The following is a 15,170-nucleotide window of genomic DNA, read 5'->3' on the forward strand; positions in this document are numbered from 1 at the left end:
TCACACTCCCGGTCGTTGAGCGAGCGGAGCGAGCAGAGACACGGCCGCGTCAGAAGTCGCGCAGGCTGGCGCGCAGACCGCCGTCGGACAGCTCTTCGCGCAGGATGCCGCGGCGACGCAGCACGGGAACGAGCTCGTCGAGGGCGCGGTGCACCGTCACCGGGTGCAGGTCGCCCCACAGCAGCACGCCGTCGTTGCCCCATTCCCCCAGCTCTTCGACGAGATCGGCGAACTCTTCCGCCGTTCCGACGAATCCGGAGCGGTCGCTGAGCCGACCCAGCCGTGCAAGGGCGGTGAGGTGGGCTCGCAGTGGCGTAGTCGCGGCATCCCGATCACCGGTGAGGCGACGGATGGAGCCCTGCGAGACGTGCTCGGCAAACAGGCCTGCCGGCAGCGGGGCGTCGAGCTCGAGCGCGGTGAGATCGGTTTCGAGATCGCTCGACTGCCGCTGCGCGATGAGGCGCAGGTCACCGTCGCTCGGTGCGGCGGACGCCGCGACCAGCCGGTCGGCCTCTTCGGGCGACGACACGATGACGGGTGGGATCGCGAACAGCACCTTGACGTCCGACGCGGCCCGACCTCGCTCGATCGCCGCCGCGTGGATGCGCGCGCGGTAGTCGCGGACGCTCTTCTCGGTGAGCGGGGCGAGCGCCAGCTGGATATCGGAGTTCGCCCCCGCGAACGCGAGACCCCGATCCGAACCGCCGGGTGAGGCGATCACCGGCTCGCCGCGCGTGAACGGAACGGCGTTGAGCGGGCCCTCGAAGGCGAAATACTCGCCGCGGTGGCGCACGGCGTCGAGCTTGCTGCCGTCGGCGTACACACCTGTCGCACGGTCGCGCACGAGGGCGCCGTCGCCCCACGAGTTCCAGAGGGCGCGGATGCCGGCCAGCCACTCCTCCGCGCGGTCGTACGCGGCATCGTGACCCAGTTGCGGCGCGTCACCGAAGTGGCGCGCACTGGCGGTGTCGGTGACGACGTTCAGGCCCAGACGGTCGGCGCTGAGGTGCTGCAGCGTCGCGAACTGGCGGGCGGCCGTGTAGGGCAGGTACGCGGCGGGGTTGACGGTGGGGATGACGCCCAGGCGCGAAGTGGCCTGGAAGAGGTAGGGCGCCAGCACCAGCGGATCGAGCTTGGGGCCGCCGAAGGCGTGACGCACGCGCAGGTCGATGGTCTCGGCGGAACCGAGCGACGGGGCGTCCTCGATGAGCACGAACTCGAATCCGGCACGTTCCAGTTCGCGCGCCGACTGCTGGTAGATCTCCGGCCGCGTCCACTCCCAGTTCCATTCCAGCGATGGATGACCCCAACCGTGCGGACCGAAGCCGCGCGCGAGGAACCAGCCGAAGTGCTGCAGCCTGGTCATGCCACGACCGCGACGGACACGTCGCTGGCGACAGTGAGCGCCTGTGCCAGATCTTCGAGGAGATCCGCGACGTCCTCGATGCCGATCGACACGCGCAGGGTACCGGCCTGAACGCCGAGCGCCGCACGTTCGGCTTCGGTGAGGGCCGCGTGAGAGGTGGATGCCGGGTGCAGCACGAGCGAGCGCACGTCGCCCAGGTGGGTCATGTGGGTGAAGACCTCGAGCGCCTCGACGAAGCGGCGGGCCGTCTCGGCGTCGCCGCGCAGCGTGAAGCTGAAGACGGAACCGTAGCCGGCGGTGAGGTCGCGCGCAGCCAGGGCGTGGTCGCGGTGCGAGGGCAGCCCGATATAGTCGACGCTCACAACCTCGGGTCGCCCCTCGAGCCACTGCGCAACGGCGAGCGCGTTCGCGCTCTGCCGTTCGACGCGGAGGCTCAGCGTTTCGATGCCCTGGCCGATCAGGAAAGCGTTCAGCGGCGAAGGCGTGGGACCGAACCGCGGCGCGACGGCTTCGCGGGCGTAGGCGATGCGCGCATCGCCCCCGACACGATCGATGATGCTGGGCGCTCCACCCCGCCCGGGCGCGACCAGGTGGGGGTAGAGCCGGGGGGCGCTGTCCGTGTCGAGGCGACCGCTGTCGACGATCGCGCCGCCGAGCACGCTGCCGTGCCCCGCGAGGAACTTACTCGCCGAGTGGACGACGACGTCGGCCCCGAGTTCGAGCGGACGCAGCAGGTACGGCGTCGCGAACGTGTTGTCGATCACGAGGGTGATGCCGTGGCGGCGGGCGAGCGCGGCGAGCGCGGGGATGTCGACGAGGCGGTTGCTGGCATTGGAGATCGACTCGGCGAACAGCACCCTCGTGGTAGGCAGGATCGCCGCATCCCAGGCATCGAGCTGGTCGATGTCGTCCACGAACGTCGACGTGATGCCGAGGCGAGTGAGGTTGTCGCGCAGCAGTCCCCGCGTGCCCTCGTAGATGTGGGTCGAGGCGACGATGTGCTGCCCTGCCTCGAGCAGACCGAGCAGCGCCACCGTGGTGGCCGCCTGTCCGCTGGCCAGCAGCAGCGCCTGCGATCCGCCCTCCAGCGCCGCGAGCGTGTGCTCGACGGCATCCACCGTGGGGTTGCCGATGCGCGTGTAGGCGTATCCCTCTCCACGTCCGAAGTGCGCGGCCGCGTCGTCGTACTCGCCGAACTCGAAGCCAGCGGTGAGGTAGATGGGCGTGGCGCGCGAGGTCGCGATCGGCGCACCGTCGTCACGGCGTGCGTGCTCGTGCACCTGTCGCGTCGCAAATCCTCGCCTGCTCACGGCGGCCTCCTGTCGACGTCGACGGCTCGGGCGGCCTCGACGCCCCCATCGTCGCGGGATCGGCACGCCCGGAGCGAATCGCGTTTCGCCGTGTGACGGCATCAGCCGACCGCGGCATCCCATCTCCGGAGCGCGCGGAGGGCGAGGAAGGTGATCCATCTCGACGGTTCGCCGACCGGCACGTCGAGGGGAAACCACACCTCGCCGGGAAAGTGGTAGCCCTGCAGCCACCGGCCATCGTCCTGACGGGCCGCACGCACGAGCTCGATGCTGTCTCCGGCGCGCGGGTCGGGGCGGACGCCGTCGTGTGCCGCCACCGCCGTGACGTGATCGATCGCTTTCAGCGCCGAGAACGGCGCCCGGTAGGGATAGACGATCAGGTCGGTCCACGGCCCCACCTGCTCACCGGTGCTCAGGCGTCGACGAAGCCGCCGGGCGAGCAGATACTCCTCGCCGCGGTGACGAACCTCGACCAGAGCGGTGTCGCCGGTGCGCTGTTCGTATTCGAGCAGACCGCGCACCGCGTTGAGAGTCGAGTGGAACGATGACCGCACCGAACCGTCGACCCACTCGCAGTTCCAGCCGCCGTCGGCGAGCTGGTGCTCGGCGAACCATCCGGCGAGCGCCGACATGTCGCGGCCGAGCCAGACGCCGTTGAGGAGCGTCATCGCGTTGATGCACACATCGACTTCGCCGCCCCAGTAAGGAAGATCGTCATACTCCCAGCGCGCGCTGACCTCCAGCCGGTCTGCGGTGTCGCCGAGGGCCGCGGCATCCGTTCCCCACTCCCGCAACGTGGTCAGCGTCCAGGTCGTCGCCGTGTACGGCTGACCGGGGGTGTCGTCCTGGGTCTGGAAATCGAAGTCGGCGGGAAAGAACGCGCCCCCGGCCCATCGCCCGTCGGGGTCCTGACAGGAGAGCAGCCGCGCGCCGTCGCCCGTGACGGCGACCTGCGCGCGAGTGCGCTGCCACACCTCGTCGGACGCGTCGAGAAGGTCGCGCTCGACCTGCCAGCGCAGGCTCGGGTCGGAGTCGAGAAGCCAGGCCACCACCGCGTCGTCGCTCATGCCGGTCACGCTAGCGCCGGCATCCGACAGCGAACAGGGGGCTCAGCGCGTCCGCTGCACGGGAACACCGAGCCAGTCGGCGAGGTCGCCGATCTCGGCATCCACCATCTCGCGTTCCTCGGCTTCGAGTTCGACGAACTCGTGCACCGCGGTGACGACCAGATTCTCCTTCTTCTTGTCGAGCTGAGCGTCCAGAAGCCCCACGAAGCGGTCGCCGATCAGAATCGGGTGGGCGAAGTAGCCGTACCTGCGCTGCGCCTTGGGTTTGAACTGCTCGAGCACGAACTCGAAGTCGAACAGCTCGACCAGCCGCGGCCGATCGAAGAGCATGCTGTCGTAGGGGTTCAGAATGGCGACCCGTCCGCCGGGATCGTCGTCGAGGCTCTCGAGCGCCGCCGGATCGACGCGCCACGTCCACGAGGAGCCTTCGACGCGCGCCGCCTCCCCCGCCATACCCACGCGCGTCCACGGCGACTTCTGCTTGGCGATGCCCGCCGCCTGCAGCCGACGCTGCTCGATCACGGCGGTGGCCTCGTCGGCATCCATCTCGGGCACGTGCGCATACGCCCGCTCGCCGAGATCCCATACGCGCTGGCGACCCTCGCGCCGCACGATGGCGACCTCGCCGGTGTACGAGAGCAGATCGAGCATCATCGGAACCTGGTTCGAGCCGTACCAGCCGCCCTCATCGCCGTGCGCGAGCTGGCTCGTGTCGTCGATCTGTCCCGCCAACAGTGGCCCGTCGGTCCGCAAACGCGCGAGGACGTCGGCGCGAAAGCGCTGGTTGGCCTGCATCCACCCCGCCGCCTTGGCCCGGAAGACCCGCGCCCGCATCCGGGCGAGCATCGCCGGCAGAAGGGATGCCGCGTGGAACTGGCCGTCGAACTCGAACAAGGCGCGATCGTCTTCCACTGCTTTGGTCATGTGCCCGGGCTCGTAGCCCCAGCCGATCCGGCTGAAGGGGATGGTCTGTTCGGCAGGGGCGATCGTGGCGGTCGGATCGATCTTGATCGACCCGAGCTGCTCGCCCACCTCCACCACATCTCCGGGGCGATCGGCGTCGAGCAGCTGGGCGCGCACGGCGATGCGCCGCGCCTGCTCCCTGGTGAGCTGATGCATGCCGCGAGCGTACTCGTCGGGGCCGACACCGCACGGCTTCGCAGCCCCGAGCCGTCGGCGCGGATCGTCCACCCGACGGGCGGCCCGCATCGGCGTCCGCAGACAGAATTCGCGGTGCACGAGCGCCCGGCGACGGTTCGTCCGATGCGCCGAAAACTCCGCTCGCGCCCGATCGCGCCGGCCGCCGTATCGGGCCTAACGTGGGGCCGTGGATCTCGCTTTTCCTGCTGCCGTCTACGCCGCCCGACTCGACCGCGCGCGCTCCCTCGCCGGTGACGCCGGCATCGATGCGATCATCGTCGGCCCCGGCGCCGACCTCGACTATCTGGTCGGCGTACGCGGCCACACGATCGAGCGGCTGACCGCTCTGGTGATCCCCGCGTCAGGTGCGCCGACGGTCGTGGTGCCACGGATGGAGCTGTCGAAGGTGCGCGATACCGCCGTCGGGGCGCTGGGTCTTGTGGTCGCGGATTGGGTGGACGGGGACGATCCCTATGCGTCGGTGCTCGCGGCGCTTCCGGGGCCGGTCCGCCGCGTCGCCGTCTCCGATGAGCTGCCCGCCCTGCATACCCTCCCGCTCGCCGACCGCCTGGGCCTGCTGCCCGAATTGGCCACCCCGGTGCTTCGTGAGGGCCGCATGATCAAGGACGAGGTCGAGATCGCCGAGTTGCGCCGTGCCGGCGCGGCCATCGACGCAGTGCACCGGCGCGTGCCCGCCCTCCTGCGCGCCGGGCGCACCGAGCGCGAGGTGGCCGCCGACATCGCCGCGGCCATCGTCGAAGAGGGACATGCCACGGTGGAGTTCGTGATCGTCGGCTCCGGCCCCAACGGCGCCGACCCGCACCACGAGGTCTCCGATCGCGTCATCGCCGACGGCGACATCGTGGTCGTCGACATCGGCGGGGCGCTGCCTTCGGGATACAACTCCGACAGCACCCGCACGTACGCAGTCGGCGATGCCGACGCCGAGGCGGCGCGGCGCATCGCCGTGCTCGTCGATGCGCAGCGCGCCGCGGTGGCCGCAGTACGTCCGGGGGTCACAGCCGCGCAGGTGGATGCTGCGGCACGCGACGTGCTCCGCGGCGCCGGCTACGGCGAGGCGTTCGTGCACCGCACGGGACACGGCATCGGGATCTCCACCCACGAAGAGCCGTACATCGCTCCCGGCCAGGCGACCGTCCTGCGCGCGGGGATGGCTTTCAGCGTGGAGCCGGGTATCTACTTCCCCGGTGAATGGGGTGCCCGCATCGAGGACATCGTCGTCGTCACCGACGACGGGGTCGACAACCTCAACCGCACCCCGCACGCGCTCACCCGCGCCGGAGCGTGAGGCACGCGCGGCCGTCAGAGGCGGTCAGCCCTGCCGGTCCAGCGCCCGCGGGATGAGTTCGCGCCACGCCGACGGGGCCTCTGTCGCCGGCGCGGCCGGCAGGACCCCCTCGCCATCGGGGTGCGGGATCGCTCCGAGAAGCGCGCGCGTGTACGGGTGCACCGGATCGTTCCACACGACGGAGGTCGGCCCCGATTCGACGATGTGCCCGGCGTACATCACGGCCACCCGATCGGCCATGAGCCGGACGACCGACAGGTCGTGCGAGATGAACAGCATGGCCGCACCCGAGGCGACGCAGAGCTCCCGCATCATGGCGGCCACGGACGCCTGCGCGGATGCGTCCAGAGCGGAGATCGGCTCGTCCGCGACGATGAGGTCGGGCCGGGCGGCCAATGCGCGGGCGATGGCGACGCGCTGACGCTGCCCGCCCGACAACTGGTACGGGTAACGGTTCTCCAGATCGGGTGACAGGCCGACCTCCCGCAGCCAGGAGGCGGCATCCGAGGTCGCAAGACCCCGGCTGCGGGCTGCACGCGAGCCCTCGTCGATCTGCCGACCGACGCGAAGTCGCGGATTCAGCGACGAGTTGGGGTCCTGGAACACCATCTGGATCGCCGTGAGCTCCCGCGCACGGGTGCGCAGACCGAGAGGCGCGATCGGGCCGCCGCGATAGCGAACGTCACCGGCCGCGGGCTTCTCCATACCGATCACCGCACGCGCGGTCGAGGACTTGCCGCATCCGCTCTCCCCGACCAGCGCGAGGACCTCGCCGGCGCGGATGTCGAACGAGATGCCGTCCACGGCACGAAATGCGGCGCGACCGCCGTACTCGACGACCAGCTGGTCCACCTGCAGAACGGCGCGTGCTTCCGAGGCTCCTGGATCGCTCATCGCGGCTCCTCCGGGTCTGTCGCGGCGGCGGGAGGCGCATCCACGAGCGATTCACGCGCGTCGGGCATGGCGGCCAGCAGCTCTCGTGTGTAGGGATGCTGAGGGTCGGTGAAGATCCTCCGGCGGGGGCCGCTCTCCACGATCCGTCCGTGTCGCATCACCGAGACATCGTCGGCCACGGCACTCATCACGCCGAGATCGTGGGTGACGAGCAGGATCGCAAGATCGCGTTCGACGGCGAGGTCGCGCAGCAGATGGAGGATGCCCGCCTGCACGGTCACGTCGAGCGCGGTCGTCGGCTCGTCGGCCAACAACACGTCCGGGTCGCAGGCGAGAGCGATCGCGATCGCGATGCGTTGGCGCTGCCCGCCGGAGAACTGATGCGGGTACTTCGTCAGCGCGGCATCCGGATCGGGCACGCGCACGAGCGCGAGGAGTTCCGCCGCGCGGCGACGGGCAGCGGCGCGGCTGAGGCGGAGGTGGGCGCGCATACCGTCGGCGATCTGCGCACCGACGGTGATCTGCGGATGCAGGCTCGCCGAGGGATCCTGGAAGACCATCGCGATGCGGTTGCCACGAATGGCGCGGTAGGCCTTCGGGCGCAGCCCGACCAGCTCGGTCTCGCCACCCAGCGTGATGGAACCGCGGACGATCCCGCCGGCGGGTAGCAGGCCGAGGACGGCGAGTGCCGTCATGCTCTTACCCGACCCGGACTCGCCCGCCAGCCCGTGGATGCGCCCGGGGACGAGCTCGAGGCTGATGCCCTTCACGACCTCGGTACGGTGCGAGGCGTCCTTGCCGAGCTCGACACGGAGGTCGTTGATGCTCAAGGCGCTCACGGGGCCACCTCCGCGGCGGCGGCCGAGACGGCCGTCGGCGACTCCGCCTCGCGCTCGCGGGCGGCCAGCGGGTCGAGCACGTCGCGCAGCGAGTCGCCGATGAAGTTGAAGGCCATGACGACGGTGAGGATCGCGAGGCCCGGGAAGAGCCCGAGCCACCAGGCCGACGTGTTCTGCACGGCGCTGGCGATCATGGTTCCCCATTCCGCCGTCGGCGGCTGTGCGCCCAGGCCGAGGAAGGACAGACCCGACAGCAGCAGGATCGCCGTGCCGATGTCGAGCGAGGCGAGCACCAGCACCGGGCCGGCGATGTTGGGCAGCACATCGCGCAGCAGCGACCGCAGCGGCGACGAACCGAGCAGGCGGCCCGCGATCACGTAGTTCTGTGTGCGCAGACCGAGCACGAGCGAGCGGGTGATGCGCGCATAGGGCGGCCACGCGACGATGATGCCGGCGATGACCGCGTTGAGGATCGACGGACCGAGGGAGGCGGCGATGACCATGGCGAGGATGACGGTCGGAAACGCCATCACCATGTCGGTGACACGCATCAGCACCTCGTCCACCCAGCCGCCGAGGTAGCCCGCGAGGGCGCCCACGACGGTGCCGATGATCATGGCGCACACCACCAGCATCAGAGCGAGAGGGATCGTCGTCTGCGCTCCGTACACCAGGCGCGAGAACACGTCCCGGCCGGTCACGTCGGTGCCCATGATCGCGTCGGCGCTCGGCGGTGCAAGCCGCGGCAGATCCTGCGAAAGCGGGTCGTGGGGGGCGATCCAGGGCGCGAGGACGGCGACGAGTATCCAGCCCAGCGCCACGACGGTGCCGGCGACGGCCAACGGGCTGCGCCAGGCGCGCGGCAGAAGGGAACGGCGCCGACGCGAGGCGAACTTCTCGGGGACGATGAGATTCACGACAGCCTCACTCGCGGATCGAGGACGCCGTAGAGCACGTCGACGACGAGGTTGATGACGAGGTAGATCACGCCGACGATCAGACCGACGCCGGTGACGGCGAGCAGGTCCAGGTTCTTCGAGGCGTTGTATGCATACGTTCCCAGCCCGGGCCAGGCGAAGACCGCCTCGACCAGCACCGTGCCCGACAGCAGGCTTCCGAAGGCGATGCCGACCAGGGTGAGGATCGGCAGTGCGGCGCCGCGCAGCACGTAGCCGACGACGACCCGCCGCCCCGAGAGTCCCTTCGCACGGGCGGCGCGGGCGTAGTCCATGTCGAGCACCTCGAGCACCGAGGTACGGACGAACCGCGTCAGGGTGGCGATCGTGAACAGGCTCAGAACGAGAACGGGGAGGGCGAGGTGTCCCACCGCGTCGAAGAAGCCGACAGAGTCGCCGTTGAGCATGTAGTCGACGGTGTAGAACCCGGTGACCGTCGGCGGAGGCGTGAGCGTGGGCGAGATCCGCCCCGATCCGCTGACCCAGTGCAGCTGCATGAAGAAGAGCTGGTAGGTGAGGATCGCCATCCAGAACGTGGGAACGCTGAGCCCCACCAGCGTGACGACGCGGATCACTTCGTCCGTTACCTTGCCGCGGCGGTAGGCGGCGAGCGTGCCGAGCACGACGGCGACCGCGAAGCTGACGATGACGGCGTAGAAGGCGATCTCCGCGGTGGCCGGCACGGCCTTCGCGAGATCGGCGGAGATGGGCCGGCCGGTGGTCATCGACGTACCGAGGTCGCCGTGCAGCAGGTTGCCGACGTACCGGAAGAAGCGCACCCACACGGGCTGGTCGAGGCCGTACTTCTCCCGAAACGCGGCGACGGTGGCGGGGTTGGACGACGCCCCCTCACCCAGAGCGGCGCGCACCGGGTCTCCGGGCACGATCACGGTGAGTGAGAAGGTGACCAGCACGATCCCGAACAGCAGGATGATGCTGGTCACCGCGCGACGAGCGAGGAAGCGCAGCAGCGTGTGCTGCGCTCCCCGCCCGCGGACGGCCGTGCTCACTTGGCGTGCAGTGAGCGCAGGTCGAGCGTCCAGGTCACGTTGTACTCGAGGCCCGCGACCTTGTCGGAGCTCGCCAGGTTGATACCCGGGACCACGAGAGGCACGAACGGGCCGGACTGCTGCATGGCCTGTGCAAAGTCGCTGAAGGCGCTCGTGCGGGCATCGACGCTCGTGGCGTTGGTCGCTTTTGTGACCATCGCGGCGATGTCGGGTGCGGCATCCGCGGCCCAGCCGGCGCGCAGACCGACCTTCTGACCGGGACCGAAAGGCAGGAACGACGACGAGTCGGCGTAGTCCGGGCCCCAGAACCAGAGCGAGAAGGCTTCTTGAGCCTTGACGTAGGGCTGCACCTCGGTCGCGAACGGTGCCGGGGCCAGGGTGACATTGATGCCGGCGGTCTTCAGCTGCTCCTGCACGCGTTCAGCCAGAGGCGTGAACTCGACGCCGCCGACGGGGGTGTCGTTGGGGAACTGGAGCTTGATCTCCTCGCCGTTGTAACCCGAGGCTGCCAGCGCCGCCGTGGACTTCGCGAGGTCCTGGGTGACGCCGGTCTTGTTCGCTCCGGGGAACATCGGCGGGATGACGCCCGTCGCCGCGACAGAGCCCGACCCGGTGAGCTCGAGCAGCTTGTCGTAATCGAGCGCGTAGCGCACCGCTTCGGCGAACTTCGGCGTGGCCGTGACACCGCCGACGTTCTTGTCCTGGTTGATCAGCAGGAACAGCGTCTCGGCGGATGCCGCGGAGTCGACCGTGAAGCCGGACCCGAGGTTCTTCACCTGGTCGCCCGAGAGGTCGACGGCGACGTTCGAGTCGCCACCCTGGAGGTTGGTCAGCTGCGTCGAAGACTGTGAGACGTTGCGGACGACGATCTTGTCGTAGCCCGCTTTGTCCGCGCCGTCGTACTTGTCGTTCTTGACCATCACGACCTGCTGGGTGAGATCGAGCGACTGGAGGGTGTAGGGGCCAGAGCCAGCCGAGTTGGCGTCGAGCCAGCTCTTCGCCGCGTCGGTGGCGTCGGTCGTGCCGCCATGTTCCTTGACGACCTTGGAGTTCAGGATCGACAGCGACGGGTTCGTGACGATCGCCGGCAGCTGCAGCGAGGGCGTGGCGGTCGTGAGCTTCACGGTCTTGTCGTCGACCTTGGTGACGGTGATGCCCGCCATGAGGAAGTTGGCCTTGGAGTCGGTGATGCCCGCGACACGCTGGAGCGAGAAGACGACGTCATCGGCGGTCACCGGGGAGCCGTCCGAGAACGTGCGGCCGTCGGTGATCGTGAAGGTGAACTCGGTGGCATCCGCGTTCTGCTCCATCGTCGCCAGGTCGGGCTGGGGAGTCGTCGAGTCAGTGCCCTGGAAGGTGAGAAGCGTGTCGTAGATCGCGTGCAGCACCATGTTGCCGGTGGGCACGTAGTTGCGCCCCGGATCGGCGGTTTCCAGCGAGAAAGCCGTGTCGACCACGACAGATCCCCCGGAGGCGGAGCCGGAGGAGCCTGCGGCAGAGTTGCCGCCGGAGCATCCGGCGAGCGCGAGAGCGGTCACGACGGCAAGCGCAGCGACGGCGTGGCGGTAGGAACGGGCCATGGGCATTCCTCCTCAAAGAGAATGGACAGGTCATACGAGTGGATCGGGTTTTCCCGCACTATATCCGACCGATAGCCTTCTCTCGGATCATTTCATTGCCAGCACTCGGCGGGTGCGGCAATATGTCCACCATGAGCGATGAACAATCGGTGTCGTCTGGACGTTTCGCGCCCGTGATCGACGAAATCGCGTACGACATCCTCCGATCCCTGCGTCGCAACGGACGGATATCGATCGCGGCGCTCGCTCAGGAAGTGGGGATCTCGCGGGCGAGCGCCTACTCGCGCGTGGAGGCGCTGACCCGTGCGGGGATCATCACCGGCTACACCGCGACGGTCGATCCCACGCGTCTCGGGCTCGGCGTGAGCGCTCTCGTGTTCTGCACGATCCAGCCGCAGCAGTGGACGTCATTCCTGCAGGCCGTGGGCGAGATGCCCGACGTGGAGTCGGCACTGGTGATGACGGGCGAGCACGATGTGATGCTGATCGTCCGCAGCGTCGATATGGAAGCCATGCAGTCCCTCGTCATCGGAGCCATCGCCGCACGTCCCGAAGTGACGAAGGTCGAGACGGCGATCGTGATGGGCGAGGTGTTCCGTCGCCCCTTCGTGCTCCCGGGAGACATCCCGCAGCGCGATCAGATCGGCGTCGACAGCGGACTCATGCGGTTCACCCGCACGGATCTGGGCCACGGCGAGCGGGTGTGACCGGCGTCAGAGCTGCACGCAGACGCTGACGTGGTCGACCCCGTCGACGGCGAAGTCCTCGACCAGGCGGACACGTCCTGCGTCGTCGATCTCGGCTCGGCTCACCGCCTCGCCGCGCACGACGGTGCCGTCGACGGCCAGCGCGTGCGCGAAGGCGACGCGAACCTGATCGTCGATCATCTCGCCGACGAAACGCCCCTCCGACACGGTGTCACCGGTGTACTCGCCCCAGACGAGGCTTCCCTCCTGGTGGTACTGGAACACCGTGGGCGCGTCGGCGTCGACCGTGCTCGCGGTCGAGGACACCATGGCGAAACGCAGATCGTCGAGAGAGGGGAATGAACGCATAACCACGAGTATGTCTCGAACGTGCGCGGCGCCGCGCACGGCGGCCTACCCGGCGGCGGGGGCGAGAGCGCTGTCGATCGCCCAGCGCTCGTCGAAGACGAAGCAGTCGCCGCGGTAGTGCGCCGCCCCCTCTGCGGCGAACCAGCCCAGGATCCCGCCGTCGAGTTGCCAGGCGTCCACCCCCTCCTCGCGGAGAACGATCGCCGCCTTCTCGCAGCGGATGCCGCCGGTGCAGTAGCTGACGACGGTCTTGTCCCGCAGCTCTTCTCGGTGGGCGGCGACCGCGGCCGGAAACTGCGTGAATCGTTGCAGGCGCCAGTCCACCGCGCCCACGAAGGCGCCCTCATCGACCTCGAACGCGTTGCGCGTGTCGAGCAGGACGACCTCGCGGCCCGCATCGTCGTGCCCCTGATCGAGCCAGCGGCGCAGCGTCTCCGGGCTGACCGCGGGCGCGCGCTCCTGTCCCGGGCGGACCGCGGGGCGGTCCATCCGGATGATCTCGCGCTTGAGCTTGACGAGCATCTTCCGAAACGGCTGCGTGGGCGACCAGCTCTCCGTGGCGCGCAGCGAGGCGAACCGCGGGTCGGCGCGCAGGTGGTCGAGGTACCCGCGCAGCGCCGCGGGCTCGCCCGCGAGGAAGAGGTTGATGCCTTCCTCCGCCAGGATGATCGTGCCCTTCAGACCCGCCGCATCCGCACGTTCACGCAGCACCTCGCGCAGCTGCAGCGCGTCGCTCACCGCGGTGAACAGGTACGCGGAGACGTTGAGGATGGGCAGTTCTGCGGGCATCCGCTCAGCCTACGACCGCCGTCACATGTCGGTCGGCGTCCACTCCGAGACCTCGTCGAGCTCGGCGACCTCGGCGGCGGTGAGTTCGACCCGTCCGCCGTCGAGCAGGTCGGCGACCTGCGACAGCTTCGACGCCGATGCGATCGGTGCGACGACCGTCGGCTTGGCGCGCAGCCAGCCGAGGGCCGTGGCGGCGATCGAGACCTCGTGGGCCTTGCCGATGCGCTCCAGAACCTCGATGATCTGCAGGCCCTGCGGCGTGGCGTAGACGGCGGCGCCTTCCGCGCGAGGCGTGTCGTGCTGAGAAGCATCCGTCGAGCGGTACTTGCCCGTGAGGAATCCCTTCGCGAGCGAGAAGTACGGCACCAGCGACAGGCCGAACTCCTCGGCGACCGGCACGATGTCGTTCTCGGTCTCGCGGTGCACGAGGTTGTAGTGGGGCTGGATGGCGACCGGTTCGGCGACGCCCAGCTCGCGCGCGATGCGCACCCACTCACGGATGCGGTCAGCCGAGTAGTTCGACACCGCGGTGTAGCGGACGAGGCCGTCGGACACGAGCTGACCGAACGCGGCGACCGTCTCCTCCAGCGGGGTCTCGGCATCGTCGAAATGCGCGTAGTAGAGGTCGATGGACTCCACGCCGAGGCGCTCGAGCGATGCCTCCGCGGCCGCCCGCACGTTCGCCGCCGCGAGTCCCTTGAACTGCGGGTGCTGGCTGACCTTGGTCGCGACGGTGACGTCCGTGTGGCCACGGTCGGCGAGCCACGCGCCGATGACCGTCTCGCTCTCGCCGCCGCTGTGGCCGGGCACCCACGCGCTGTATGCGTCAGCGGTGTCGATGAAGTTGCCGCCGCCCGCGTAGAACGCGTCGAGGATGCGGAAGGACTCCTCGCGATCGGCCGTCCAGCCGAACACGTTGCCGCCGAGGGCGAGGGGGAAGACGTCGATATCGGTGTGCGAAATACGGCTCATACGTCGATCCAACCACCGCCTCGTGCCGCCTGTTCCTGGGAACCTACGATGACGTCATGTTCGGGGCTCCGAGCGCCGTGCCTCTGCTCCCGATCCGCGCCGTGAGCGTACTCTGGAGGAGTGAGCATCGTGAACGGCCTGCATCGAGCGGGCCAGAGGGAGGTCAACGGCGAACTCTTCGCCGCTGAGAGGTGACCCTGTCACGGCGTCGTGCGTCGCGTTCCTGAACGCGCCCGGCGCCGCCTTGTCACACCCTTCTCCGGATGCCGATGCGCACCGTACGACCGCTTCTTCGCGATCGGCGAGCGCGCGGCATCCTCCCCTCACGAAAGGCATGTCCGTGCACGCTCTCACCGACGCGCAGATCCGCGCTTCGCTCATCAATGTCACCCAGTCCGAACGCCGCAACGTCACGCTCCCGGCCGATGTCGCCAACACGGATTGGGACCGCCTCGAGTTCTACGGTGGCCGCGACCGAAAGCTCGCCCTCGTCGGCTACGTCGTCGCCGAACTCGACGGCGTTCCGACCGGTCTCCTCCTACGGCAGGCCGAATCGCGGCCGACTTCGCGGGCGCAGTGCTCGTGGTGCGCCGACGTGCATCTGCCCAACGACGTGCTCCTGTTCACGGCGAAGCGCGTCGGCGACGCTGGTCGCCGGGGCGACACCGTCGGAACTCTCGCGTGCGACCGCTTCCAGTGCAATGAGAACGCGCGCAGGCGCCCGCCCGCGGCCTACGTCGGATTCGATGTCGAGGCCGCGCGTCGGGCGCGCATCGCCGCACTCCGCGAGAACGTCGAGTCGTTCGTCCGCGGCGTCCGCAACGGCCTCTGACGCCGCTCGAGCCCCCGGCATCCATTCACCGGAATGGATGCCGGGGGCGTA

Annotated in this window: 15 protein-coding genes; 3 read left to right on the forward strand and 12 right to left on the reverse strand. The window is 69.3% G+C overall.

Going from position 1 to position 15,170, the window contains the following annotated elements; translation table 11 throughout:
- Positions 1 to 49 precede the first annotated feature (49 nt).
- From ITJ43_RS12775 to ITJ43_RS12790, 4 genes are all read right to left on the reverse strand, one after another.
- Entirely contained in the window at positions 50 to 1,366 is a 1,317-nt protein-coding gene (locus ITJ43_RS12775; protein WP_194584230.1) for an LLM class flavin-dependent oxidoreductase, read from the reverse strand.
- Positions 1,363 to 2,676: an O-acetylhomoserine aminocarboxypropyltransferase/cysteine synthase family protein gene (locus ITJ43_RS12780; protein WP_194584231.1), complete on the reverse strand. Its 1,314-nt coding sequence runs from the start codon at positions 2,674 to 2,676 to the stop codon at positions 1,363 to 1,365. Before ITJ43_RS12780 ends, ITJ43_RS12775 begins: the two co-directional genes overlap by 4 nt.
- Positions 2,677 to 2,777: 101 nt before the next feature.
- Positions 2,778 to 3,743, reverse strand: coding sequence for a squalene cyclase (locus ITJ43_RS12785; RefSeq protein ID WP_194584232.1), 966 nt, complete (start codon positions 3,741 to 3,743; stop codon positions 2,778 to 2,780).
- Positions 3,744 to 3,785: 42 nt separating this feature from the next.
- A complete protein-coding gene (locus tag ITJ43_RS12790; protein WP_194584233.1) occupies positions 3,786 to 4,862 on the reverse strand; it encodes a DNA glycosylase AlkZ-like family protein in 1,077 nt (358 codons plus the stop codon).
- A 208-nt stretch (positions 4,863 to 5,070) separates the two neighbouring features.
- Here ITJ43_RS12790 and ITJ43_RS15360 point away from each other — a divergent pair, with 208 nt between their 5' ends.
- Complete coding sequence (locus tag ITJ43_RS15360) at positions 5,071 to 6,192, forward strand: M24 family metallopeptidase (RefSeq protein WP_194584234.1); 1,122 nt, start codon at positions 5,071 to 5,073, stop codon at positions 6,190 to 6,192.
- Between the two features lie 24 nt (positions 6,193 to 6,216).
- Here ITJ43_RS15360 and ITJ43_RS12800 read toward each other — a convergent pair whose 3' ends face one another.
- Genes ITJ43_RS12800 through ITJ43_RS12820 form a run of 5 tightly spaced genes read right to left on the reverse strand, consistent with a single transcriptional unit; the run spans position 6,217 to position 11,471 of the window.
- The gene (locus ITJ43_RS12800) at positions 6,217 to 7,086 is read right to left on the reverse strand and encodes an ABC transporter ATP-binding protein (protein ID WP_194584235.1); all 870 of its coding nucleotides are present in this window, start codon (positions 7,084 to 7,086) and stop codon (positions 6,217 to 6,219) included.
- Positions 7,083 to 7,925: an ABC transporter ATP-binding protein gene (locus tag ITJ43_RS12805; RefSeq protein WP_194584236.1), complete on the reverse strand. Its 843-nt coding sequence runs from the start codon at positions 7,923 to 7,925 to the stop codon at positions 7,083 to 7,085. Before ITJ43_RS12805 ends, ITJ43_RS12800 begins: the two co-directional genes overlap by 4 nt.
- Positions 7,922 to 8,842 (reverse strand): ABC transporter permease, encoded by a 921-nt coding sequence (locus tag ITJ43_RS12810; protein ID WP_323741225.1) that lies wholly within the window; start codon positions 8,840 to 8,842, stop codon positions 7,922 to 7,924. Before ITJ43_RS12810 ends, ITJ43_RS12805 begins: the two co-directional genes overlap by 4 nt.
- Positions 8,839 to 9,891 (reverse strand): ABC transporter permease, encoded by a 1,053-nt coding sequence (locus ITJ43_RS12815; protein WP_194584237.1) that lies wholly within the window; start codon positions 9,889 to 9,891, stop codon positions 8,839 to 8,841. The genes ITJ43_RS12810 and ITJ43_RS12815 overlap by 4 nt, the downstream gene beginning before the upstream one ends.
- On the reverse strand, positions 9,888 to 11,471 hold the full coding sequence (locus tag ITJ43_RS12820; RefSeq protein WP_194584238.1) for an ABC transporter substrate-binding protein: 1,584 nt from the start codon (positions 11,469 to 11,471) through the stop codon (positions 9,888 to 9,890). Before ITJ43_RS12820 ends, ITJ43_RS12815 begins: the two co-directional genes overlap by 4 nt.
- Positions 11,472 to 11,602: 131 nt before the next feature.
- Here ITJ43_RS12820 and ITJ43_RS12825 point away from each other — a divergent pair, with 131 nt between their 5' ends.
- Entirely contained in the window at positions 11,603 to 12,178 is a 576-nt protein-coding gene (locus ITJ43_RS12825) for an Lrp/AsnC family transcriptional regulator (protein ID WP_228495862.1), read from the forward strand.
- Positions 12,179 to 12,184: 6 nt separating this feature from the next.
- Here the strand turns inward: ITJ43_RS12825 and ITJ43_RS12830 are convergent, their stop codons facing one another.
- From ITJ43_RS12830 to ITJ43_RS12840, 3 genes are read right to left on the reverse strand one after another with little or no spacing between them, the layout of a single operon-like run.
- Complete coding sequence (locus tag ITJ43_RS12830; protein WP_228495863.1) at positions 12,185 to 12,526, reverse strand: hypothetical protein; 342 nt, start codon at positions 12,524 to 12,526, stop codon at positions 12,185 to 12,187.
- A gap of 45 nt (positions 12,527 to 12,571) precedes the next feature.
- Complete coding sequence (locus ITJ43_RS12835) at positions 12,572 to 13,315, reverse strand: sulfurtransferase (RefSeq protein WP_194584239.1); 744 nt, start codon at positions 13,313 to 13,315, stop codon at positions 12,572 to 12,574.
- Between the two features lie 21 nt (positions 13,316 to 13,336).
- Positions 13,337 to 14,287 carry an aldo/keto reductase gene (locus ITJ43_RS12840; RefSeq protein WP_194584240.1) on the reverse strand — a complete coding sequence of 317 codons (951 nt, stop codon included), beginning with the start codon at positions 14,285 to 14,287 and terminating at the stop codon, positions 13,337 to 13,339.
- A 334-nt stretch (positions 14,288 to 14,621) separates the two neighbouring features.
- Between ITJ43_RS12840 and ITJ43_RS12845 the strand changes: the two genes are divergently transcribed.
- On the forward strand, positions 14,622 to 15,119 hold the full coding sequence (locus ITJ43_RS12845) for an FBP domain-containing protein (protein ID WP_228495864.1): 498 nt from the start codon (positions 14,622 to 14,624) through the stop codon (positions 15,117 to 15,119).
- The last annotated feature ends 51 nt before the right edge of the window (positions 15,120 to 15,170 follow it).

Origin of the sequence: Microbacterium sp. VKM Ac-2870 (assembly GCF_015350795.1) — a bacterium.
GTDB lineage: Bacteria > Actinomycetota > Actinomycetes > Actinomycetales > Microbacteriaceae > Microbacterium.